The sequence below is a fragment of the Syntrophobotulus glycolicus DSM 8271 genome, from assembly GCF_000190635.1.
Taxonomy (GTDB): domain Bacteria; phylum Bacillota; class Desulfitobacteriia; order Desulfitobacteriales; family Syntrophobotulaceae; genus Syntrophobotulus; species Syntrophobotulus glycolicus.
Genome location: NC_015172.1, coordinates 1,453,492 through 1,474,856 on the forward strand (window position 1 = coordinate 1,453,492; position 21,365 = coordinate 1,474,856).

At 45.1% G+C, this 21,365-nt stretch carries 19 protein-coding genes; 14 read left to right on the top strand and 5 right to left on the bottom strand.

Annotation, left to right across the window (positions count from 1 at the left end):
• Window positions 1-114: 114 nt before the first annotated feature.
• The 11 genes from SGLY_RS07255 (at window position 115) to SGLY_RS07315 (ending at window position 11,713) form a co-directional block, all read left to right on the top strand.
• A complete protein-coding gene (locus SGLY_RS07255; RefSeq protein ID WP_013624624.1) occupies window positions 115-648 on the top strand; it encodes an RNA polymerase sigma factor in 534 nt (177 codons plus the stop codon).
• Window positions 645-1,322, top strand: coding sequence for a DUF4367 domain-containing protein (locus SGLY_RS07260; protein WP_013624625.1), 678 nt, complete (start codon window positions 645-647; stop codon window positions 1,320-1,322). Before SGLY_RS07255 ends, SGLY_RS07260 begins: the two co-directional genes overlap by 4 nt.
• A gap of 92 nt (window positions 1,323-1,414) precedes the next feature.
• Complete coding sequence (locus SGLY_RS07265; protein ID WP_013624626.1) at window positions 1,415-1,855, top strand: hypothetical protein; 441 nt, start codon at window positions 1,415-1,417, stop codon at window positions 1,853-1,855.
• A 54-nt stretch (window positions 1,856-1,909) separates the two neighbouring features.
• Window positions 1,910-2,617, top strand: a complete 708-nt coding sequence (locus SGLY_RS07270; protein ID WP_013624627.1) for a hypothetical protein — start codon at window positions 1,910-1,912, stop codon at window positions 2,615-2,617.
• A 763-nt stretch (window positions 2,618-3,380) separates the two neighbouring features.
• Window positions 3,381-3,845: a helix-turn-helix domain-containing protein gene (locus tag SGLY_RS18255; protein WP_013624628.1), complete on the top strand. Its 465-nt coding sequence runs from the start codon at window positions 3,381-3,383 to the stop codon at window positions 3,843-3,845.
• A gap of 14 nt (window positions 3,846-3,859) precedes the next feature.
• Window positions 3,860-4,522: an IS630 family transposase gene (locus tag SGLY_RS18260; RefSeq protein ID WP_242823015.1), complete on the top strand. Its 663-nt coding sequence runs from the start codon at window positions 3,860-3,862 to the stop codon at window positions 4,520-4,522.
• A gap of 152 nt (window positions 4,523-4,674) precedes the next feature.
• A complete protein-coding gene (locus SGLY_RS07285; protein ID WP_148228097.1) occupies window positions 4,675-5,349 on the top strand; it encodes a hypothetical protein in 675 nt (224 codons plus the stop codon).
• A 141-nt stretch (window positions 5,350-5,490) separates the two neighbouring features.
• Window positions 5,491-6,759, top strand: a complete 1,269-nt coding sequence (gene istA / locus SGLY_RS07290) for an IS21 family transposase (protein ID WP_013624631.1) — start codon at window positions 5,491-5,493, stop codon at window positions 6,757-6,759.
• Between the two features lie 236 nt (window positions 6,760-6,995).
• On the top strand, window positions 6,996-7,730 hold the full coding sequence (istB, locus tag SGLY_RS07295) for an IS21-like element helper ATPase IstB (RefSeq protein ID WP_013624632.1): 735 nt from the start codon (window positions 6,996-6,998) through the stop codon (window positions 7,728-7,730).
• 1,963 nt (window positions 7,731-9,693) lie between these two features.
• On the top strand, window positions 9,694-10,236 hold the full coding sequence (locus SGLY_RS07310) for a hypothetical protein (protein WP_148228098.1): 543 nt from the start codon (window positions 9,694-9,696) through the stop codon (window positions 10,234-10,236).
• Between the two features lie 232 nt (window positions 10,237-10,468).
• Window positions 10,469-11,713, top strand: a complete 1,245-nt coding sequence (locus SGLY_RS07315) for a serpin family protein (RefSeq protein ID WP_013624635.1) — start codon at window positions 10,469-10,471, stop codon at window positions 11,711-11,713.
• A 109-nt stretch (window positions 11,714-11,822) separates the two neighbouring features.
• On the opposite strand, the gene SGLY_RS07320 is transcribed toward SGLY_RS07315, so the two are convergent.
• Entirely contained in the window at window positions 11,823-12,098 is a 276-nt protein-coding gene (locus SGLY_RS07320; protein WP_013624636.1) for a metal-sensing transcriptional repressor, read from the bottom strand.
• 147 nt (window positions 12,099-12,245) lie between these two features.
• Here SGLY_RS07320 and SGLY_RS07325 point away from each other — a divergent pair, with 147 nt between their 5' ends.
• Both SGLY_RS07325 and SGLY_RS07330 read left to right on the top strand, forming a co-directional pair.
• Entirely contained in the window at window positions 12,246-14,117 is a 1,872-nt protein-coding gene (locus tag SGLY_RS07325) for a heavy metal translocating P-type ATPase (protein ID WP_041444732.1), read from the top strand.
• A 331-nt stretch (window positions 14,118-14,448) separates the two neighbouring features.
• Window positions 14,449-15,756, top strand: a complete 1,308-nt coding sequence (locus SGLY_RS07330) for a hemolysin family protein (RefSeq protein ID WP_041444733.1) — start codon at window positions 14,449-14,451, stop codon at window positions 15,754-15,756.
• 44 nt (window positions 15,757-15,800) lie between these two features.
• On the opposite strand, the gene SGLY_RS07335 is transcribed toward SGLY_RS07330, so the two are convergent.
• A complete protein-coding gene (locus tag SGLY_RS07335; RefSeq protein ID WP_013624639.1) occupies window positions 15,801-16,772 on the bottom strand; it encodes a hypothetical protein in 972 nt (323 codons plus the stop codon).
• Window positions 16,773-17,179: 407 nt separating this feature from the next.
• Here SGLY_RS07335 and SGLY_RS07340 point away from each other — a divergent pair, with 407 nt between their 5' ends.
• Window positions 17,180-17,440 carry a hypothetical protein gene (locus tag SGLY_RS07340; RefSeq protein ID WP_013624640.1) on the top strand — a complete coding sequence of 87 codons (261 nt, stop codon included), beginning with the start codon at window positions 17,180-17,182 and terminating at the stop codon, window positions 17,438-17,440.
• Between the two features lie 64 nt (window positions 17,441-17,504).
• Here the strand turns inward: SGLY_RS07340 and SGLY_RS07345 are convergent, their stop codons facing one another.
• The 3 genes from SGLY_RS07345 to SGLY_RS07355 all read right to left on the bottom strand — a co-directional run bounded on the left by SGLY_RS07345 (window position 17,505) and on the right by SGLY_RS07355 (window position 21,244).
• The gene (locus tag SGLY_RS07345) at window positions 17,505-17,897 is read right to left on the bottom strand and encodes a pyridoxamine 5'-phosphate oxidase family protein (RefSeq protein WP_013624641.1); all 393 of its coding nucleotides are present in this window, start codon (window positions 17,895-17,897) and stop codon (window positions 17,505-17,507) included.
• A gap of 112 nt (window positions 17,898-18,009) precedes the next feature.
• Window positions 18,010-19,677, bottom strand: coding sequence for a hypothetical protein (locus SGLY_RS07350; protein ID WP_013624642.1), 1,668 nt, complete (start codon window positions 19,675-19,677; stop codon window positions 18,010-18,012).
• A 223-nt stretch (window positions 19,678-19,900) separates the two neighbouring features.
• Window positions 19,901-21,244, bottom strand: a complete 1,344-nt coding sequence (locus tag SGLY_RS07355; RefSeq protein WP_013624643.1) for a radical SAM/SPASM domain-containing protein — start codon at window positions 21,242-21,244, stop codon at window positions 19,901-19,903.
• Window positions 21,245-21,365 lie beyond the last annotated feature (121 nt).

Below are 21,365 nucleotides of genomic sequence, written 5' to 3' on the forward strand. Positions count from 1 at the left end.
GCCGACAAGGGGCTGTAGCAAAACAAAAAATTGCTACAGCCCCATTGACCATATGTTAAGTATTTTTCAGAGGATGGTCGCAAGATCATGCTCTTTTTTAGTGAGGATAAGAAGATGTTAATTTATTTAGCTTTAATTGAAACGGAGGAAGAAAAACGCAAGTTTGAACGTCTCTACCTCGAATATAAGCAGACAATGTATTATGCCGCTTATCGTATTTTGAAAAATGTACATAATTCCGAGGATGCAGTTCATCAAGCCTTTTTGCGTGTAATTTCTAATTTAGATAAAATAAATGAGGCTGACTGTCACAAAACACAGGCATTCCTCGTTGTTATTACGGAACATATTGCAATAGACATCTATCGCAAACAGAAACGGGAAAACACACTTTCCTATGATGAATTGGAGATTTATATAGCAGATATGTCCTCTCAGTCCAATGAAGATACCAATGATGTAATCAATGCCATTGCAAAGCTATCGGTTAATTACTCTACTGTTTTGAGACTCAAGTTTTCGCAAGGCTATACCGATACAGAAATTGCACAAATACTTGATATTACTGAAGAAAATGTACGTCAGCGTATATCTCGTGCCAAGAAAAAGCTATCTCAACTATTAGAGAAAGAGGGTGAATCTGAATGAGTAAAATAATAGATGATGAAGCTCTCTATGCAAATATGCCCCACGCAGAACGGCTGATGCTGAACCAGATTCCATCTGAAAACGAACTGGATCATCAGTTTTCTCGCAGATTTAAGAGAAAGATGAAAGTTCTGCTCAAATACGAACGTAGGACACCTACCATGCGTAAATTTATGCGGCAAATGAAAACCGCTGCCGCTATGCTGCTCATTGTTCTAACGCTAAATTTTGGAACAGTGATGAGTGTAGAAGCCTATCGTATCCGCTTCTTTGAGTTTGTGGTAGACATATGGGAAGAATTTACTTCCATAGTAACCCAAAGTGACCACAATGCAGACAAGGATACGCTTATTCCTGTTTCACCGTCTTATGTTCCAGAGGGATATAGCGTTCTTGAAGAAATCCAAGAAAAATATGAAAATATCATAATATATACCAATAAGAATGGAACCGAAATTTATTACTCACAAGAGTTGCTAACCCAAGGAGAAGTTATTCTTGATTCCGAAAATACAGAGATAGAAAAAGTTCTTATAGACTCGCAAGAAATATACTTGATTTCAGATAAGGGGGTTACACAGCTTTACTGGCATGATAATAACAGCTCATACTCCCTGATTGGTAGACTTGCAGAAACAGAACTCATTAAAATGGCAGAGAGCATAATAAAATAATCTTCAAAGGTAAAAAATATTTTTTCATCAAGTGTCACAAATCCCCTCTTTCTTTCGTTAGGAATGTACCAAACAAAGAAAGGGGGGATTTTATGAGAAAGTGTATTGTAACATTGCTTCTTTGCTGTTCAATGATTTGTGTCGGTAATGTGCAGGCTTTTGCAGCAGAGCCAATCAACACTGTGACCAATGTTGGGACTTTTGAGATTTTACCACAAATGGACTACATCGTGCAGGCAAAAGGAAACCTGTACATCAACTCATCAGGAGTTGCAACAGTCACCAGTTCTGTTTATGGCTACCAAGGCACGACTACTCGTGTTGAGATCAGTGCAAAACTTCAACAGTACAATGGTGGCAAATGGGTTACTCTAAAGACTTACACTGCTTCAAGCGACTCGCATAGGACAAGCCTAAGTGAATCTTATAAAATAAGCAAAGGCTATTCTTATCGTATGCAAGCAACCATTAAGGCTTACAGTGGCAGCAAATCCGAAACACAAACCGTGACCAGCAGCGAAGCACAATACTAAATCACAAATCAACAATTACAAACCATCATTTGATTATGAAAGGAGCACAAATCCATGAAAAAGTTACTATCTATTATTCTTTCACTTACTTTAGTTTTTGCTATGTCCGCTACTGCTTTCGCAGCAGGCCCAGCTGACAAATTTAATTCAAGCAACCCTGAACTCCAAGCAGTGTTAGAAAAAATTGATCCTCAATATATTGAGGATTACAATGCCCTTACTTTTGAGCAAAAGGATATCAAGCTCCGTGAACTGTCACAAACCTATACCACCCCCGGCACAGTATTAAGCGAAGCTGACTCTGCCTTTATCCTTCTAAACCGATACGAAAAGGAAAAAATGCCACAACCGATGGCCGGTTCTTCCTCTAAATGGTACGATGTCTATAAAACCCAATATAAAGTTAAAGTAAATCTATACGGAACGATGAGACAGGACATTGCATTTATTGCCGGAAGCAGCAGATTTGGCGGCACTGCAACCTTATCGGTTCAGTCTGGCAGCGTAAAGAGAGTTGACCTTGAAATATTCCATTCTGCATACGGCTTAATCGGCACTTCTGCACCATTTGTAGGAGTCTTGTATAACGGAAGCGTGTCTATGACCAAATCGGGAAATAACGCAACCACCAAGATGGACAAAGAAAAAGACTACGGTTCTATTTTGCCTGTCTACACCACAATGTACTCGTCCGCAACAGTAAACACCAGTACTGGTGATGAATTTACTATTACAAGCGATACTTGGACATCTTTTCACTAAATTCCCAACTGGATTACGTAAGAAATAAGTAAGCAGGGCCGGTCAAGTCTTTGTAACTTGACCGGCCCTGTCTGCCTACTCCTTACGAGAAGATTTCATTATAAACCTTACCAATGCGGCTATTCCTACAAAAAGAGCCGCAAGAAGAAGTATATATAAAATCGTGTTAATTGGCATAATTAAACCTCCATCATATCAAGATATTTGTTCTCGAATAACCTACTAAACCATCGATACCTCCTTTCCATTCCCACTGCCTTAACAACGAATAATCCTCTTCATTTGTGACACTTTAAAAAAATATTTTCAGACGAGTGTCATAAATCCTCTCTTTCTTTCGTTAGGAATTCCTACTTATTTTTACTGTGACATAATCAAAAGGGTTCCCCATACATAGAAAGAATGAGGAACCCCTACAATACATGAGTACAGCACCATATCAACAAGGAGGGACAGCGTACTACTTTTTCGGCTTCCACACAGGTCTTGCCTGTCCTTAATCGGCTCGTAGCCTGCTGCTCATGTCATTGCCCTATTATTGTACAGATTCAATCTTTACCGGAAAAAGAACTTCTCCATCCTTGGCATCCTGCAATCTCTGTATGCACTCTCTGCATACACATTCCCTCCCGATTTGAACGAGCGCTACTGCGGATTGACAAAAGTGGCAACCCATAACTAGTACTATGTAACAATTAAATCTTGTATAAAACTAACTTTGGTATTATGATATCCTTAACTTGGGGAAAGGAGAGGATATTTTATGCCTAAGATAAAGTATGTTATTGAACTCGACTCAAAAGAGCGCAACGTACTTACTAAAATCATAAAAACTGGTACTTCTCCTGCTAAAGTCATTATGCGAGCTAATGTTTTGCTGACATCAGATGTTTCTTCTGGAAATAAGCCCCTAACAGTTGCAGAAACAGCGGAACGGTTCAACACAACACAAACAACAGTTCAAAATGTCAGGACAGCGTATGCTCAATTCGGATTGGAAGGAGCCCTTTATAGAAAAAAACGTGAAGTTCCACCTGTACAACCGAAAGTTGACGGAAATCTTGAAGCCAATATCATATCCATTTGCTGCAGCGAACCACCCAAAGGGTATGAGCGTTGGACGTTGCGGCTGATCGCAGATAAATGTATAGAACTTGGTTATATTGATTCCATTTCCCATATGACCGTTAAGAGGACTCTAAAAAAAACCAACTTAAGCCTCACCTGAAAAAATGCTGGTGTATCCCTCCCAAACACAATGCCGCGTTTGTTGCCGCGATGGAAGATGTCCTTGAAGTATATCGGCGGCCTTATGATAAGAATTATCCTGTTGTGTGCATGGACGAAAAACCATTACAGCTTCTTGCTGATGCACGTCGCAAAATCAAATTGGAACCAGGAAAGCCCGAGCGTGTTGACAATGAATACGTCAGAAAGGGAACTTGCAGTATTTTTCTTTTTACCGAACCACTAAGCGGATGGCGCTATACCGATACAAATGAACAACGAACAAAAGTCGATTGGGCGCAACATATTAAGTGGTTGCTGAATGAACAGTATTCTGATGCTGAGAAAGTGGTTCTGGTAATGGATAATCTTAACACTCATAATATCTCGTCGTTATATGAAGCCTTTCAGCCAGAGGAAGCAATGTTCCTGACAAAGCGATTGGAGATACATCATACACCCAAACACGGGAGTTGGCTCAACATCGCAGAAATAGAATTGTCTGCACTTGGTCGTCAGTGTCTTGGGACCCGGCGTATTGATAATTTACAGGATCTGAACAATGAGCTTAAAGCATGGTATGTTGAACGTAATTGCAAACAAAAAAGCGTTGACTGGCAATTTACATGTGATGATGCTCGGATAAAGCTAAAACGTTTGTATCCCGTGATTAAATAGAACTTTTAGATGTTACATAGTACTAGGTATAATATTTTATGCAAGTTGTTTATATGCTCGAATGAAGAGTAGTAATATATGACTCCCCTTTTGGCAAGGATTCTATAATGAAAATATGAATCCTTGCCGGATAAAAATGAGGAATTGAAGTGGTGGGCATAATAAAGGATGATTCAAAAATACTCATTTCGATAATATTTATTTCAATAAACAGTATGGTTACTGGTATTGTTTTTTCTATACTTGCCAATCCAAGCTTAAGCTTGGTGTTTGGTATTTGGAGTCTTTTGCCATACGTGCTGTTTGCCATAATTTCATGTAAATATGAGATTTTTTTCAGAACACATACATTTGAAAATAAAAAATATAAAGTACTATTTCTTTTTAGCTTGGTTTTTGCAATCATTCAGAATATTGTCCCTTATAACACTCTGATACAATCCTTGCCAATAAAATATTTATTTTCGCTTGGTATCCAGATTTTAATTATGATAATTTGGCTACGTCTATGGAGACTGATATTGAGAAAAACCACGTTTATTCGGGAGCCTAGAATAAAAACCCAGACTTCTATTTTGGACGAGATGCAAAATAATTATAAGGATTTAACTGAAGACGGCAAGCAAAGGAGCAGAGATATAATTATGGCGATGGCGTGGAGCGGCTTTGGGATACTGATTATTGTAAGCCTATACATCATTGTTCCAATTATATTATCCAGCGGTCATTTTGATCAAAAACTGACGCTTGGCATCTCATTAAGCTTATTTCTATTGTTTATTTACGCTAACACACGAAAAAATTTACTTTTCCACATGGCTATGTAAATGGTAAACTAAAGTACAGAGTTTTAAGCCAATAGAACTACAGACTTTCTCGCCACAAAGTACACAGTTTTTCGCCAACAACTACACAGTTTTCAGCCAGCTGATACAATGGAAACAGGCTGAGGATGGAGGCTGTGAGAAATGAAGGGATATTCTGTGTATAGTAAAATACAGCAACTCAAAGAACAAGGATTCCGAAAAGATGCCGTGGCAAAAAGCCTTGGCCTTAACTGGAGAACGGTGGACCGCTATTGGAAGATGACCGTAGATGAGTATGAAACCAACACAGCCAGCGTGAGCAAGGTCAGACTGCTGGACGATTACCAGGACACCATCGTCTGCTGGCTGCGGGATTATCCCACACTGAGTGCGGCTCAGGTTTGTGATTGGTTAAAAGAACACTACAAAGCGACCTTTAGCGAACGCACGGTCTCCCGATATGTGAAAGACCTGCGCAACACGTATGATCTCCGCAAAGCCCCCAATCCACGAGACTATGCAGCCGTTCCGGAATTGCCCATGGGGCAGCAGCTGCAAGTGGATTTTGGCGAGAAGTGGTTGAAAAACGTAGGCAGTGGCCGCACCAAGGTCTATACAGCCGCCTTTGTTCTGGCCCACTCCCGTTTTAAATATGCCGAGCTGCAGAGTCGCCCCTACACCGCTACCGATTTAGTGCGAGCCTGCCACCACTGCTTTCGGTATATGGGGGGAATCCCGCAAGAACTGGTCTTAGACCAGGACAGTATCGTTTGTGTGGCAGAAAATGCTGGCGATATCATCCATACCTATGAGTTTGAAAAACTCCGGCAGGAATGCAAACTGAGCATTTATATGTGCCGTGGCGCCGACCCGGAAAGCAAAGGCAAGATAGAAAGCACCGTAAAATATGTGAAGGGCAATTTCCTGGAAAACCGACTCTACGTGGATGATGATATCCTAAACAGCAGCTGCCTGGATTGGCTGGAACGTACCGCCAATGCCAAAATCCACGGAACAACCAAGCGCGTTCCTGCGGAAGTCTTTGCCGAAGAACGGGAACACCTGCGTCCACTGGTCGAGTGCGCAGAAACTCATGGCGCCACCCTTTGCAGAACGGTCCGCAAGGACAATACCATTCTTTATGACAGCAACCGATATTCCGTTCCGCTTGGCACTTACAACAGGCAGAAAGAGGTTTGCATTGTGCCTAAGGACGGCGTGTTATTCATCCAGACGGTTTTTGGAGAGCCAATCTGCGAGCACCGCCTTTCCAGCGGGCGCGGTCTGCTTATCCAAAGTACAAGCCACCAACGCGATAGGACCAGTTCCCTGGATCAGATGCAAGCTGCACTAGGCGTGCTTCTGCTTGGCAAGGCGGATGATTTCCTCCAGGAGATCCGTACCGAGAAATCCCGGTATGCCAGAGACTAGTTTAAACTGATCCACACACTCTGCGACCAGTATGGTATTGAGGCTGTCCTGGAAGCGGCTGATTTTTGTCATGACAGCAAACTCTACAGTGCCAACTACATAAAAGGCTATCTGGAGCACAGGGTCCCTAAACAGCCCGAACCGCCAGCGCTGCTCCTTCCGGTGAGCAGTGCAAAATACCATGTGACAACGCAAAAGCGCTCCCTTAGCGTCTATGCCAAGGCGGGAGGTGCTAAATGATGCGCCCCATTGACCGGGTAAGTGGACTGCTTTCCGACTTGCGCATGAACCCCATAGATTTTGAAGCACTTTTTGCTGGGAAGAACACCTTGACCCCCGTGGAAAGCGTAGAGCTGTTTTTGCAGGAACAGCAACGGCTTCGGATACAAAAGCAAAATCTGTTGCGCTGCCGCAGAGCCAACTTACCGGCTGAGAAAACCATGGATTCGTTTGACTTTGGATTCCAGCGCAGTGTTTCCAAGGAGCAGATGCTGCGACTGAGCGATATGACTTGGGTTGAGCAAGCGTACAACGTTTGTTTTCTGGGGCCTCCCGGCGTTGGAAAAACACATCTTGCTCTGTCCCTGGCTGTGAAGGGGCCGGACTTGGGCTATGCGGTGGCCTTTGAAACCTTAGACAACCTGATGAAGATTCTCAAGACGGCCGAAATCTCCGGGGCCAGCAAACGGCGGCTCAAATATCTAAGCAAGGCTGCGCTGGTAATTGTTGATGAAGTGGGTTTTATGCCGCTCTCGCCAGCAGAGGCCAATCTGTTCTTTAGCTTTGTATCTTCCATGGCCGAGCGCACTTCGCTGATTATTACATCCAACAAAGGGTTTGACGAGTGGGCCGAGTTCCTTGGCGATGCGACCATTACAACCGCTATCCTAGACCGTCTGATTCACCGCTGCGAGATCCTCAACATGACGGGCAACAGTTACCGCTTAGAGCACCGCAAAAGCATTACCTGAAAAACTCTGCACTTTGTGGCGAAAAACTCTGTATTTTGCTTGACTGCTTACAGGCTACTACTGTTAAGTATGATGTTACAGAAGTCATTTCTGTTTTTGCAGGCTTATGTATTACTTTCTATTATGCTGCATTTATCCGCAACTCTCCGGGAACGATTAATTTTCTTATTCTTATCTTAAGTTGCTTGATGTTATACCCTTTGATATATAAGCACCAAAGAATTGCAAGTCAATACAACAAAATGAGAAACGACAACAAAAAATAACAACAGCGGAAGCCTCAGAACTTTATTGGCTATATCTTACGATTACACATGATCATTCTGATACTCCTTATCTAGAATAGCACTGGAGTGGACACGACGCTCATGATCTGGGTATTTGTATTGCTGGGAACCAATGGCTTGGTTTGGAGACTTTGAGTGGAAAGCCTGGAAGCAGAATTTAATAAATAGCTTATAACGGAGGAAGTTTACTTTGAATGATGCATAAAAATTACAGGTCCATTACAGCAAACATTGAAATTAACCAATGTTCCGACAAAAGAACTTTTACCCGAAGATTATGAGATGCTTTTTAAAACGGTTGAGCTTATGGATAATTATCTCAAATCCAAAGGCACGCAGCCTGTAGGTCCGCTCATTCAATACACACATCCTTAAGATTTGACGAAGCAGGACAGTCGAATATAACCATGAAACTCATGCGGCAAGCCAATCATCATATTCATAAAGTGGAAGAACCGTATTCTTTGGAATCCATCATATGGGTTCCGGATTGCCTTTATGTCAGATTCACCGCAGAAGAAGAAAAGTTAAAGTTCAACATATTCGTTTCGGTCCAAAGGCCCACTTTTTTGTTCGGAAATAACGGTTTGTCAACAAAGATTGACTATTTTCCTGCGGATATTCATTAAGCAACATTTCTTTTGCTCATCTCTCCATAGAACGACAAATTTATCTCATTGCTTAGCGTATAATGAATCTGGGAGAGAATAAGACACGATTAGCATGAAAAAAACACTATATTAAAATATATTTTTAAACCATAAATGGTATTAATCTCTTTTGGAAAAATCGAACTTGAGTGCCCGTTTTATTGGGTAATATAACATTTCATCTACTCCTTAATACAAATTGGAGAGATCTCGCTTGTCATGGCAGAATCACCCTGGTGAACTCAGACAAACCAAGAAGGGATAGGCGGAATATGGATTACTTCTCGCTAGAGAACGGGCTTCAATTTCAGATATTGCTTCCTTGCTCTTTTCTCTTTTTTAAAATTCTAGATTTTCAATATTCTTATTATAAGAATAGGTATAAGAAAAAAATCATTATTGCCGGAATATTTATTTCAGCAGTATCCTTACCGATCCTATTCTTACTGAATTTTGAACCTTATTTTATTTTTATCTGGTGTTTATTATTTTTTGTGGTGCCCTCTGCAATGAGCTTCTTTGTAAGGCTTTCGGGTGAAACAGAAGAATACCATGAGATAGATTCTTTCTCGTATAAAATTTTCGGACTATCGTGTTTTAGCGGCTTGTTTATTATGATATTACCCTATTTGAGTATTTTTGAACGATTGGGTGGTGAACCAAACGATTACAGAATAGCATGGATTTCCAGAACAATTTATTTTGCTTTGGGACTAAGCTTAATTTTGTTAAACAAAGTTATGGAACATCATATCTGGCACAAGTAGTTCAGTTCTCCGGGCTTCTGTGCTTTTTCCCGAGCGCTTTCGATAATTAACCGTGGGAGGTTTCGTGTCATTGCTGTTTCTAATATCCAATATCTTATATGAGACATGTCTTTATTTATGTGTCTATGCCTTTTATATCAATTATAATAAATTGCCTTTATTTTTTCTTGTTTTATTTATGTTTGCCTGTATGATCGTTTCCGGTTTTCCGAATTCCTATTATCGAATGGGATACAAGCTCAACATTAGAAGAATCGATATGGATGCCATATTCAAGCTGGCGCAACTATTCCTGATCTTTGTTGGGATGTCTTACATAGGAACGGAGAAAATTTTCATTACGATTTGTTTATTATTAATAATCATGATGATCAACCTGGTCAACAGAATAGAGATCTATCGCGCAATCAAAAAGGAGCAGATAACATTTTATGCACTGATTAATAAAATGAATAATCAATCAGACAGAGACACCGAAAAGGGTAAGCTGCTGGGGTTAGCCTGGAAACTATTGATTCCATTGATCGGTTTTTCATTCTTTGAAGAAAGCATTCTGATTGTAAAGTTAGCAGCATGGGTGTTAATCGGCATGATCGAAGGAATGATCCTAAACAAACTATATCAGAGACTCATTGTTTTGAATCCGGATATAAAGAAAGAATTCCTCCGGACATTGATCAAGTCGATTGTTTTTTTCTCATTACTAATTATTATCAGCATCTTAAGCCCCCGGAATCTCATTTCCTATGTTTTTATGGCTTTATGCACCACCCAATTTGTAGATTTAATCCACAGACAGTGAAGCCCGATAGTCGGATGAAATGAAAGCTTGGAAGCAGAATTTAATAAATAGAGGATCAAGAGCGATTAATGGCATTGCTTATTGATTCACATTCAAGTGTTTTATGAGTCAGGAAGTCCCGCCAAAGAATGTACGTTAAGGGAATGAGCGCGTCAGATTGAGGGTTTTTTTAGCGTCTGAATATATGGAAAATGATTCCTGGGGAAACGTGAATTTAAAGGAGAGGTGTCACATGCACAAATTGTTCTATCCGTTGCTTTGTTTGACCCTGACGGCGGCTTTGCTGGCGGGCTGTTCCGCGGTACCCGTTCAATCCGGCTCCAATGCCGGCAGTCTAAACTCAAGTTTTGACCGAAATAAAATCAGCACTGACCTCGTTGCGGCAAATACGCGCTTTGCTTTCACAATGTTCAAGCAGCTGAATCAGGAAGACGGAGAGCAAAATATCCTGATATCGCCGCTGAGCATATCGACCGCCCTAGCCATGACCTACCAGGGGGCCGCCGGCTCCACGAAAGAGGCCATGGCCAAAGCCCTGGGCTATACAGGCCTGGAGGACATAACAGTGAATCACTCTTACCAAAACCTGATTCCGTATTTAAATGGATTGGACGACAAGGTCAAATTGAATGTCGGCAATTCCGTTTGGGTGAGAGAAGGGGAAGAGATCAAGCCGGATTTTCTCACGGTGAACAGGGATATTTTCTATGCTCCCACGATTTCGCTTGATTTCAGCAAGGATGAGGCCGCCGCTCAAATCAACCAGTGGATAGCAGAAGCGACCGATCAGAAAATCACCAAAATGGTAGATTCCCCAATAGAATCCGATGTTGTCATGTACCTGATCAATGCCATCTATTTCAAGGGGGATTGGGCCGAGCAATTTGAGCCGGAGAAGACAGTTCAAACCAAATTCGCGGCTGGCGACGGCAAGACAGATGAAGTCAGGATGATGAGCAGGACCGGGAAAGTTGAATATGGGGAGGGAGAAAATTTTCAGGCTGTCCGCCTGCCGTACGGAGGCGGCAAAGCGGCTATGTACTGTATTCTGCCCAAAGAAGGACTGGCGATCAATGATTTTGTCCTGAGTCTGGATGCCGGGCGCTGGCAGGCAATCAAAGACAGTCTGGCAGAGCGGGATGAGCTTCTGGTGCAACTGCCCCGTTTCAAACTGGAATATGGAATTAAAAATTTGAACGAAAGCCTGGCTGCTCTTGGAATGGGGGAAGCTTTTACCGCTCAGGCTGATTTTTCCAGGATGGGCAATCAGATTTATATCAGCAGAGTCCTGCACAAGGCGATCATAGAGGTGAATGAAGAGGGCAGTGAAGTAGCGGCGGCAACTGGGGTAGAAGTGCAGAAGATCTCAGCCCAGACCCTGGCCTTTATTGCCAACCGGCCATTCCTGTTCGTCATTGCCGATGATCAGACAGGAACGGTTCTCTTTATGGGCAAGCTGTCCGAGGTCCGTCAATAACACATTTACAGCCGATGAAATAAAAACGACAACTCATGCCGGAAGGGTTATTATCGAAAGAAAAGGAGGTGCCTAAAAAAAGACACCTCCTTGTGATTGCGAAGCCGGCTTATGACATCCTCGAAAAATGATCCACCGCTTTGGCAAAGTCCAGAATGGTTTTCTCCACATCTCCATGCTCGATGCCTTCTCTGACACAATGCTTGATATGTCCTTCCAAAATGATCTGCCCGACTTTATGCAGAGCGCTTTTGGCCGCGTGGACCTGGATCAGCACATCCTCACAAGGGACATCCTGATCGATCATTTTGTCGATGGCCTTGATCTGTCCCATGATTTTGTTGATTCTTCTATGCAGATTTTCTCCATCCATACATTGGCGCATAGACTCTGTTCACGCTCCTTCTGCAGAATACCCGCAGGGGTATGGAAAGTATACCACCATTTAAAAAGAAGGTCAAGCAAGGTAAGCACTTGACAAGGTATACCTATAGGGGTATCATGAACCCATACCCCTATAGGTATAAGGAGGATGGAGCAAGTGCTTGAATTATGGAAAGAAGAAGAAAAACGAAACATTTTATTTCTGGCGGTCTCGCTGGTTTCTATTGTCGTCAGCTTCTTTAATATCGGGAATTTACCCGTAGACGCCGCCTGGGCGGCTATTTTACTGTGCGGCCTACCGATCATTAAAGGGGCTGTTGTCGGCCTGGTTACCGAGTTTGATATCAAAGCGGATGTCCTGGTATCCATTGCCTTAATTGCCTCGGTGATCATTGGAGAAACCTTTGCCGCCGGGGAAATCGCCTTTATTATGGCAATCGGCGCCTATCTGGAAGAACGCACCGTGGCAAAGGCCCGCGCCGGCATTGAGAAACTGGTGCATCTTACCCCCACGACAGCCAGGGTGATCAGAAACGGGGAGGAAGTCATCGTTCCCGCTGAGCAGGTTAAAGTGGGGGATATCCTGCGCGTACTCCCGGGGGAAACCATTGCCGTGGACGGTGTCATCATTGATGGTCAGACCTCCGTCAATCAGGCGGTGATGACCGGGGAGTCCCTGCCCGTGGATAAGAGTGCCGGAGATGAGGTTTCCAGCGGTACGGTCAATCAGTTCGGCTCTTTTGATTTGAAGGCCACAAAAGTAGGAGAGGACAGCTCCCTGCAACGAATGATCCGGCTGGTACAGTCCGCTGATGCTGGTAAGGCCAAGATCGTCGGGATCGCGGACAGATGGGCCACCTGGATTGTCGCCGCCGCCCTGGCTTCCGCTGCCGCTACCTGGTTTATTACGGGCGAAATCATCCGCGCTGTGACCATATTGGTTGTCTTCTGTCCCTGTGCTTTGGTCCTGGCCACACCGACAGCCATCATGGCCGGTATCGGCAATGCCACCAAGTTTGGCATCCTGATCCGGGAGGGGGACGCGCTGGAAAGACTGGCTAAGGTCAAGCGCCTTGCCTTTGACAAAACAGGTACCCTTACCTATGGAAGACCAGATGTCGAGGCCGTGGAGAGCTTTGATTCCGCTCTGACGGATGAAGCACTGCTGGGCCTGGCAGCTTCTGCCGAGCTTCGTTCCGAGCATCCGCTGGGGAAAGCCATTGTTGCTCATTACAAAACGGTTTCCGGTTTGTCCTTGCAGGAAGCCCGGGATTTTCAGATGATCGCCGGGCGCGGTGTTTCCGCGGTTGTAGGGGGCCGTTCCATCCTGGCCGGTAATACCGAAATGCTGCGTGAAAACTCTGTTTCCCTGCCTCACACCATGATGGATAAAGCAGATGCTTACAGAAATGAAGGCTGTGCGATGATCTTTATCTCTGTGGACGGCCAGGCTGCCGGTTTCATCGCTTTGGCGGATACCTTGCGGCCCGATGCTGTGAATATGCTCAAAAACATTGAAAAAACCGGAGTGAAAAGCGTATTGCTGACCGGCGACAACGGCCAGGCCGCTGCTCATATGGCTAAGAGCGCGGGAATCAATGAACTGCACAGCGATTGTCTGCCCGAGCATAAAATGGCAGTCATTGAACAGTACCAGAGCCGCGGTGATCTGGTCGCCATGGTGGGGGACGGGGTAAATGACGCCCCTGCCCTGAAAAAGGCCCATGTCGGTATTGCGATGGGGGGGATCGGCAGTGATATTGCGGTGGACGCCGCCGACATTGCCCTTGTCGGCGATGAGATCAAGAGTATTCCCCACCTGCTGGCTTTGGCCAGAAGAACAATGAACATCATCAAGCTGAATATGGCCCTTTCCCTGGCCCTCAACTTTGTGGCCATCGTTCTGGCAATGGCGGGCCTGCTCGGTCCTGTTGCCGGGGCCCTGGTCCATAACGCCGGCTCGGTGGCGGTGATTATCAATTCATCCCTCTTATTAAGATGGAAAGAGCATGAAAAATAAATAAACAGGGGTTTAAAACGGGCTTAGGCCAAGATTTAACGAGAAAAAGGAAGATAACAGACATGATATGGTAATCATCCGGAGCTTATCGGCCAGGTCTGATTTGACATTCCCCGAGGCATTATAGTAAATTGACAGACATAATGATATATGGGGGTGGTAAATTAAATGGACGATAATCCTGGGGATAGACGAAGTTGCATGGTATTGTGGTGCAGATTATTAAAAACAAGCAATCGGCTAAAACCGTTCTTTTACAGAAGGCCTTGACAATCCCGGAAAAGGGGATTGTTGTGCCTTCTTTTATCTTTTAGAGATACAGACTTGGAGGATGAAAAATTTGTTTACCGATATTTTGTTTTTAGTGGTGCTCATTGTGCTCAATGCCTTCTTTGCCGCTTCGGAAATCGCTTTGATCTCTTTAAACGATAATAAAATAAAGATCATGGCCGAGGAAGGAGACAAAAAGGCCGGACTGTTAAGAAACCTCTTGAGCGAACCGAGCCGTTTTTTGGCCACGATTCAAATCGGGATAACGTTTGCCGGTTTTCTGGCCAGTGCTTTTGCTTCGGAAACCTTTGCCGATCCTTTGGTCAGGTTTTTGGTGGCGGCAGGCATCCGGATTCCTGAAGCCTGGCTGAAAACAGGGGCAGTGTTTGCAATTACGATTATTTTATCTTACTTTACCCTGGTCCTGGGAGAGCTTGTCCCCAAACGAATTGCCATGCAGAAGGCTGAGGCGATTTCCCGCTTTGTGGCCAATCCGCTGCGCTTCTTGTCCATCATCGCCCTGCCTTTTGTCAGGCTGCTCACAGTCTCCACTAACTTTTTCGTCAGGCTGTGCGGGATTGATCCCCATGCCCAGGACGAGGAAGTGACGGAAGAAGAGATCCGGATGATGGTAGATGTGGGAGAAGAAAAAGGGACGATTCAGGAAACGGAAAAAGTGATGATTAACAACATTTTTGAGTTCAATAACAAGACAGTTGAGGAAGTAATGACCCACCGGACGGAGATCGCGGCCCTTCCGGTCGAGGCAAGTCTGCAGGATGTGGTGGCTTTCCTGAAAGAAGAAAAATATTCGCGGATACCGGTTTATGAAGATACGATTGACAACATCACCGGTGTGATGCATTCCAAATATCTGATTCAATATTTAGCCCGGGAAAAGGACCAGGAAAAATTTAGCCTGGCGGATTTTATCAGACAGCCTTATTTCGTGCCCGCTTCCAAAAGGACTGATGAGCTGTTCCGGGAGCTCCAGCAAAACAAAACGCATTTGGCCGTGATCATCGACGAATATGGCGGAACGGCTGGAATCGTCACTTTAGAAGATTTGATCGAAGAAATCGTCGGCAACATCTTTGATGAAGATGATGAGATAGAAAAGGATATCGAAAAACTGGACGAAACAACCTTCCTTATTAATGGCACAACAGACCTGGATAAGGTAGAGGATTACCTCGGGGTTGAACTGCCGACTGCGGAGTATGAGACATTAAGCGGGTTTGTTATCGGCAAGCTGGGAAGAATACCGGAAAAAGAGGATAATTCGATGGTGGAATTTAACGATCTGTTGTTTAAGGTTGAAAAAGTGGATGAAAAAAGAGTCTCCCAGGTCAAGGTCTGCAAGGTTTAGAAATATTTCAGGCCCTGGCCGAAAGGTGCAAAAACGAGTCCCCTTTAACCATCATGAACGAGACAGTTGTTGGCGGTGTAACTGTGATCGATGTCCACCTTCAAATGATAGACTGTGCCCTGAAAGCTTCTCAGTTCATCAATGGCCTGAACGGACTGCCATAAATACCCGTCTTCAAGAAAACCGGAATCAGAATTGAGGATCAGTTCCAGGCTGGAATTGATCTGATAAAAAGCCTTTTGCAGAAAGCTCGGCTGATTAACCTGGATCAGATCGTAAGCTTTGTTGTAGGCCTTGGCATAAATCAGGCCAAGCTGGTATAAAAGGCTGATATTTTCACTGATAAAGCTTTGCTGATCCTGTTGATTGCTGAAAAAGCCTTTTAAAAAAGTTTTTAACAAAGCGGGGGACAGGTTAAAAATGAAGGCCGGAATGACTTTTTTACTCCCTTTGCCGCAGGCAAAGGCCAGCTGTTTCAGTCTCTGGTTGTCTGTGCTCAGGTGATGACATTCCGCATCTTTGTAGATATGCCAGGCGGTTAAATCAACATTTTGACGGAAGTTTTCAAACTGAGGATGGAGAACATGGAAAAACAGCCTGCTGCCTTTGATTTGGCTCTTGTCACTGATGATCGTGCCATTTCCGGTATACCGCCCCAATAACCAGACTTCTTCCGGAGAAAGGGCCAGCGGGTTTTGGTCGTCCTGATTGACCGGCATGGCCAGAAAATCGCCCGGAGTGAGATCGCGGACCATTTTCCATTGAACCTTTGTTTCTCCTTTCCTTCCGGTCAAATACCGGTGTTGTTTCGTGACATAAGTCTCCGGGCTGCCGGCGGCTTTTAAGCGGCAAAGCCCTGTAATCTGGTGTTCCGATTGGGCAAGCACCTGCTGGAAACAATGCTTGTGTGTCCATACCCGGTTATTGGCCGTGACATCTTCGATTGGGATCAGACCCTGACTCGTATAGATCAGGGTCCCTTTGAAAAAAGAAGAGAATTCCTGCGCTGAACTCATGAAAGCTCATCTCCAATCTGGTTCTCTGGAAAGCTGTACTGTATGGAACGGAACTTTTGCTGTTATAAATTCGGGGCTGTTATAGATTTTTCCTACATCAGTCCATGGATTGCAGACTATGGTTCAAATTCAATGAGGCTTGAACATTGATTTACTTATGAAATATATGTGAAAAAACGACGATTATGTCCAAATAAGACGATTATTTTGCGAGGGCGATTGTTGAGATGAATCGGATTTCTCCCGGTTGGCAGAAATAAATGCCTTGAAGAAAAAACTTTACAAAAATTTAACGAAAAAAGCGATTTAAAATTCTTGTTTTTCGGATATAATTGATAAGGTGTGTGTTTAAACAAAGTTCATCATTAAGGAATTTTTATTCTGGAAAGTTAAGCGGGAGGTTCTCAATGTTTCAAAAGGATTTGAAAAGATTATCAACTGAAATCAAACAAATTTTGCTTCACGAGGTGCACTGTTCCGGGGAGGAAAGCAAGTTCCCCGCCATAAAAAAAGAGGTTCTGACAATCCTGAACGCATTGTTCGGGGAAACTTCGAGGGAATTCAGGGTGGTTCAATTGACATCGTCCCCGGCGACAGTCGGTAAAGTCTTAAAGCATATCGCAAACAGAGATCATCTGACCAGGGATTGTTTAGTCATCAATCACTGAATGAGGAAACGGCAGGCCGGTGCGAACACTGGTCTGCCGTTAAAAATGTACAGGGCCGGATCAATCAAAAGTTGATGACCTTCGGCTCCGCTGTAAAGGAAAAAATCGTCGCGGTGGCGTCTTTTAAATAAAAAACTTGCGTATTGCCGTCATCAGCCTTGTATCTATTCTGAAGAGAGGGGTAGGCGTCCAGCATATGCTGCCTGGCCTCTATTCTGTCGTCTTCAACGGCCACGGCTTCGACCCGGATCCACCTGTCTTCGACCATGCTGCTGATTTCGATTTTCGGATTTGCCTTGATCTGCTTGGATACATTCTTGACCTTGCCGGTCTGAATATAGAGCTTATTTTCAAAAACAGCGACCGTACCGAAAGGACGGACCCTGGGCTGGTCTTGGTCAACCGTTGCCAGGTAATAAGTCCCGGACTTTTTCAGAAACTCGTAAACTTCCTGCATCAATCGTTCCTCCGTTTCAGGCAAAGATGAACCTATTATTCTTTTCCTTCTTATTCAATCACAGGATAAGCATTAATTCAAGTGCAATGCTTTCATGTGATAAAAGAGGCCATTACAGATCAGACAGCAGCTCCAGACTCGCCCCCTCCACGATGGCGCTGTCCGTCGCAGTGTCCGCCATCTGGATACGTACGCGGTCGCCTGTGTTCACCAGCACGACATTTTTGCTCTCGGCCGCCGAGACCGCATAATAAGAGGCATTCCCGTCAAGCAGCAGGTAATAGACACTGGTGCCGTCGATGACCGCTACGCGGATGTCCCGCACGGCGCCTTCTATCCCTTTCGTTACATTCGGCACCTCATCGACCAGCCCGTTCTGGTTGAGCAGACGGATATATTCCAGTTCGCACTCGGCCACTGTCGAGCCGGTCGCTACGATATTGTACATCTGGACGTTAACCATCGCGTACATCTTGACCAGCTGTGCGTTATCCTTGAGGGCCATGAAATAGGTCGGATGTTCGGCGATGTTCAGCAGCAACGGGAAGGTGGCGCTGTATTGCAAGTGCTGGACCACGCCCTGCGCGGAATCCATCGCGGAGAACTCCTCCGCTCCGGCACAGGGGTAATACCGCGCTTCCTTGGTGCGCTGGTTGCAAAGAATGAAGCCGATATTGCTCTCATCGCCTGTGACCGAGGTGATCCCGGTGTAGACATACACATCGTCATCCTGGGCAATATAGTTGTAGCCTTCTGTCGTAACAGTCACGCCCTTCTGCCCGAAGAGGGAGTTAATGAAGCCGCCGGAATACTGGCCGTGATAATCGTACTGCATGATGATCAGCTCGGCTGAGTAGACCTGATCGACCCATTTTGGCACGTCTTCATAATAGGTGCACTCTCCGGTCACCGCGTCCACAATGACGGCGCCATTGACATCGAGCCCGCCGAACGGCAAGATTGTTTTCTCGATCTTAGGGCAAATCCAATAGGGATGCCCATTGTCGTCAATTTCGAAGTGCGGGGTATCAAACATATAGGTCGGGTAGTTAAAGCGCAAATGGCGGTAAAGGTTGCGGGAGAAGTGTTCGGCGTTGGTATATTTGATTCCCTCCTCTATCCGCATCAATTCGACATTCTGGCTCACCATGTCGATAAGGAGGTAGGCGGGGATACCATGAGCGCGGTTGCCGAACCACTTGAAAAGGTCGCCGTAGGCAAGGGTGGCGACCCGGACCGGCTGATTCTTGTAGTTCATTTGGGTGTAGTCGTTGACTACCGTAAACTGGCTGACCAGGTCGGAAAGCTCTCCGAGCTTGCGGTCGCCGAGACGCTGGGCAGAGGTTTTATCCAGCATGGGGATCTGGTTGTAGGAGATTTCCTTAACATCCGCCGCGAAGTCGCCTTCCGCAACCGGCAGGATCTTGGAATAGGTGTCGGCGCGCAGGATAACACTGGAGAAGATATTGCCGACCAGGACCGCCGCCACCAGGCCGACACAGATGAAGGCGGGGATGGTACAATACTTTTTTAACACCCACCAGATCGATCTGACATCGGTTAGCTGTTCTGCCATACCTTTGGCTAAAACCGACACAAAACAGAAGAGGAGGAGGCAGACAACCAGAAAAAAGTAAAAACCAGGGTTTTGCAAGTTGACGGCGGGCAGGGCGACGTAAAAGTAGACTGCCGCGAAGACCAAGGTGACGAGCAGTGCGGTTATATGAGCCGGCAGTCTCTTGCGTGAAGTTTTCGTCACCTTCGAGTTACGTCCAAACATAGGAATACCTCCAATACTTTATGATCAGGGAAACCGCCTTTTACGAATGACATCTCTCTGAGCAGGGAAGGATGGAGCAAAGTCCTTGGGCCGCTTTGCACAGCAAATGAAGCCTACTGGTTTTGTGTTCGACATAACGTCAAGTTATTCCTGCCTTTTCCAAGCAGTATTCTTGATCAAGTGAATCAAATGTCAAGAAACAGATGTTCTTTTGAACATTTGATCATTCCCGGGGTTCGGACCAAAGCCTGTCGGCCACGGGCGCCCACTTTTCAGCAGCCGCCGCTGTTTTGGCGGTCAGCTCTGTAACCGTTTCACTGTCCTCAAACTGGGTGGAATGCGCCCCGGAGCGATCAACCATCTCACGGAGAATCTCCGGATTGTCCAGCATTGGGCAGGGGCGCAGGTGATTGTCGTTGAACGGCTGGTGCCTGCGGTATTCCATGAACAGTGGTGAGCGCAGGGCGTCGATCAGATCAACATCTTTGATATTCACATTGGAATAGTGGATGAAGGCACAGGGCTCCACATCACCGTTGGCGTTGATGTGCAGATACTTCCTGCCGCCGGCGATACAGCCGTCGACATGTTCGCCGTCATTCCAGAAATCAAGGACAAAGCAGGGCTTGGCGGCGCGGAATTTTCTGGTTTGATGATACATATATTCACGCTGCTCCGGGGTCGCGAGGAGCTCCGGTACGGCGTCCTTTCCGATCGGAATATAAGTGAAGTACCAGCCGAATTTGCAGCCTTTTTCGATCATCAGGTCGATGTATTCTTCACTGCCGACAGTTGCGGTGTTTTTGCTGTGGTAGCAGGTGGAGAAACCAAAGAGAATGCCATGCTTTTGCAGGATATCCATGGCCTCCATCACCTTCAGATAGGTGCCCTTCCCGCGGCGCATATCGGTCTCTTCCTCATTGCCCTCCACACTGAGGGCGAAGGCGAAATTCCCTATCCGCTCAACCTCCGAGGCAAATTCTTCGTCGATCAGCGTACCGTTGGTGAAAGAAAGGAACATGCAGTCTTCGTTCTCCTCCGCCAGGCGGAGAATATCCTTTTTGCGGACGGTCGGCTCTCCGCCGGACAGGATATACATATAAATCCCGAGCGGTTTGCCCTGCCGGACAATTTTCTCCATTACGGAATAATCCAGGGAAAGTCCGCGCCCATATTCCGCGGCCCAGCAGCCGGTGCATTTCAGGTTGCAGGCGGCGGTGGGATCAAAGAGGATTGCCCACGGCACGTTGCACTGATATTTCTTCTTATTCTTTTCAATAATGGAATCGCCGACAATGCCGGCATTGACCATAAAGTTAATTAAAAATTTCTTTTGCGTGGTCAAATTTAATTCATGAAAAAAACGCTGCATGAGCCGGTTAATGTTGTTCTCCGGGTCATGAGCAGCCTCCCTGAGTAATTTGGCCGCCGCTTTGAAGTCCTTTTTCACGATGAACCGGTCAGCCAGGTCCAGCAGATCCGGCAGATTTTTCATAGGATCATGCGCTAAATAGTGAAATACCTCCGCCATAATGGCGGCACTGATCAATTGCTTTGTAGATTTCATGATCAATACACCTCAAGTTTTCAAGTATGGCCTTAATTGGTACAACCAATTGGTAATACCAATTAAAAGTATAGACCAACTAGAGCACCCGGTCAATAGGGCTGATAAACAAAAAAAACCG

What these genes read in the sequence shown, in the direction of transcription:
- SGLY_RS07255 (WP_013624624.1), top strand. Translation starts at nt 115, where the DNA reads ATGTTAATTTATTTAGCTTTAATTGAAACGGAGGAAGAAAAACGCAAG.
- SGLY_RS07260 (WP_013624625.1), top strand. Translation starts at nt 645, where the DNA reads ATGAGTAAAATAATAGATGATGAAGCTCTCTATGCAAATATGCCCCAC.
- SGLY_RS07265 (WP_013624626.1), top strand. Translation starts at nt 1,415, where the DNA reads ATGAGAAAGTGTATTGTAACATTGCTTCTTTGCTGTTCAATGATTTGT.
- SGLY_RS07270 (WP_013624627.1), top strand. Translation starts at nt 1,910, where the DNA reads ATGAAAAAGTTACTATCTATTATTCTTTCACTTACTTTAGTTTTTGCT.
- SGLY_RS18255 (WP_013624628.1), top strand. Translation starts at nt 3,381, where the DNA reads ATGCCTAAGATAAAGTATGTTATTGAACTCGACTCAAAAGAGCGCAAC.
- istA (WP_013624631.1), top strand. Translation starts at nt 5,491, where the DNA reads ATGAAGGGATATTCTGTGTATAGTAAAATACAGCAACTCAAAGAACAA.
- istB (WP_013624632.1), top strand. Translation starts at nt 6,996, where the DNA reads ATGATGCGCCCCATTGACCGGGTAAGTGGACTGCTTTCCGACTTGCGC.
- SGLY_RS07310 (WP_148228098.1), top strand. Translation starts at nt 9,694, where the DNA reads ATGGATGCCATATTCAAGCTGGCGCAACTATTCCTGATCTTTGTTGGG.
- SGLY_RS07315 (WP_013624635.1), top strand. Translation starts at nt 10,469, where the DNA reads ATGCACAAATTGTTCTATCCGTTGCTTTGTTTGACCCTGACGGCGGCT.
- SGLY_RS07320 (WP_013624636.1), bottom strand. Translation starts at nt 12,098, where the DNA reads ATGCGCCAATGTATGGATGGAGAAAATCTGCATAGAAGAATCAACAAA.
- SGLY_RS07325 (WP_041444732.1), top strand. Translation starts at nt 12,246, where the DNA reads ATGGAGCAAGTGCTTGAATTATGGAAAGAAGAAGAAAAACGAAACATT.
- SGLY_RS07330 (WP_041444733.1), top strand. Translation starts at nt 14,449, where the DNA reads ATGAAAAATTTGTTTACCGATATTTTGTTTTTAGTGGTGCTCATTGTG.
- SGLY_RS07335 (WP_013624639.1), bottom strand. Translation starts at nt 16,772, where the DNA reads ATGAGTTCAGCGCAGGAATTCTCTTCTTTTTTCAAAGGGACCCTGATC.
- SGLY_RS07340 (WP_013624640.1), top strand. Translation starts at nt 17,180, where the DNA reads ATGTTTCAAAAGGATTTGAAAAGATTATCAACTGAAATCAAACAAATT.
- SGLY_RS07345 (WP_013624641.1), bottom strand. Translation starts at nt 17,897, where the DNA reads ATGCAGGAAGTTTACGAGTTTCTGAAAAAGTCCGGGACTTATTACCTG.
- SGLY_RS07350 (WP_013624642.1), bottom strand. Translation starts at nt 19,677, where the DNA reads ATGTTTGGACGTAACTCGAAGGTGACGAAAACTTCACGCAAGAGACTG.
- SGLY_RS07355 (WP_013624643.1), bottom strand. Translation starts at nt 21,244, where the DNA reads ATGAAATCTACAAAGCAATTGATCAGTGCCGCCATTATGGCGGAGGTA.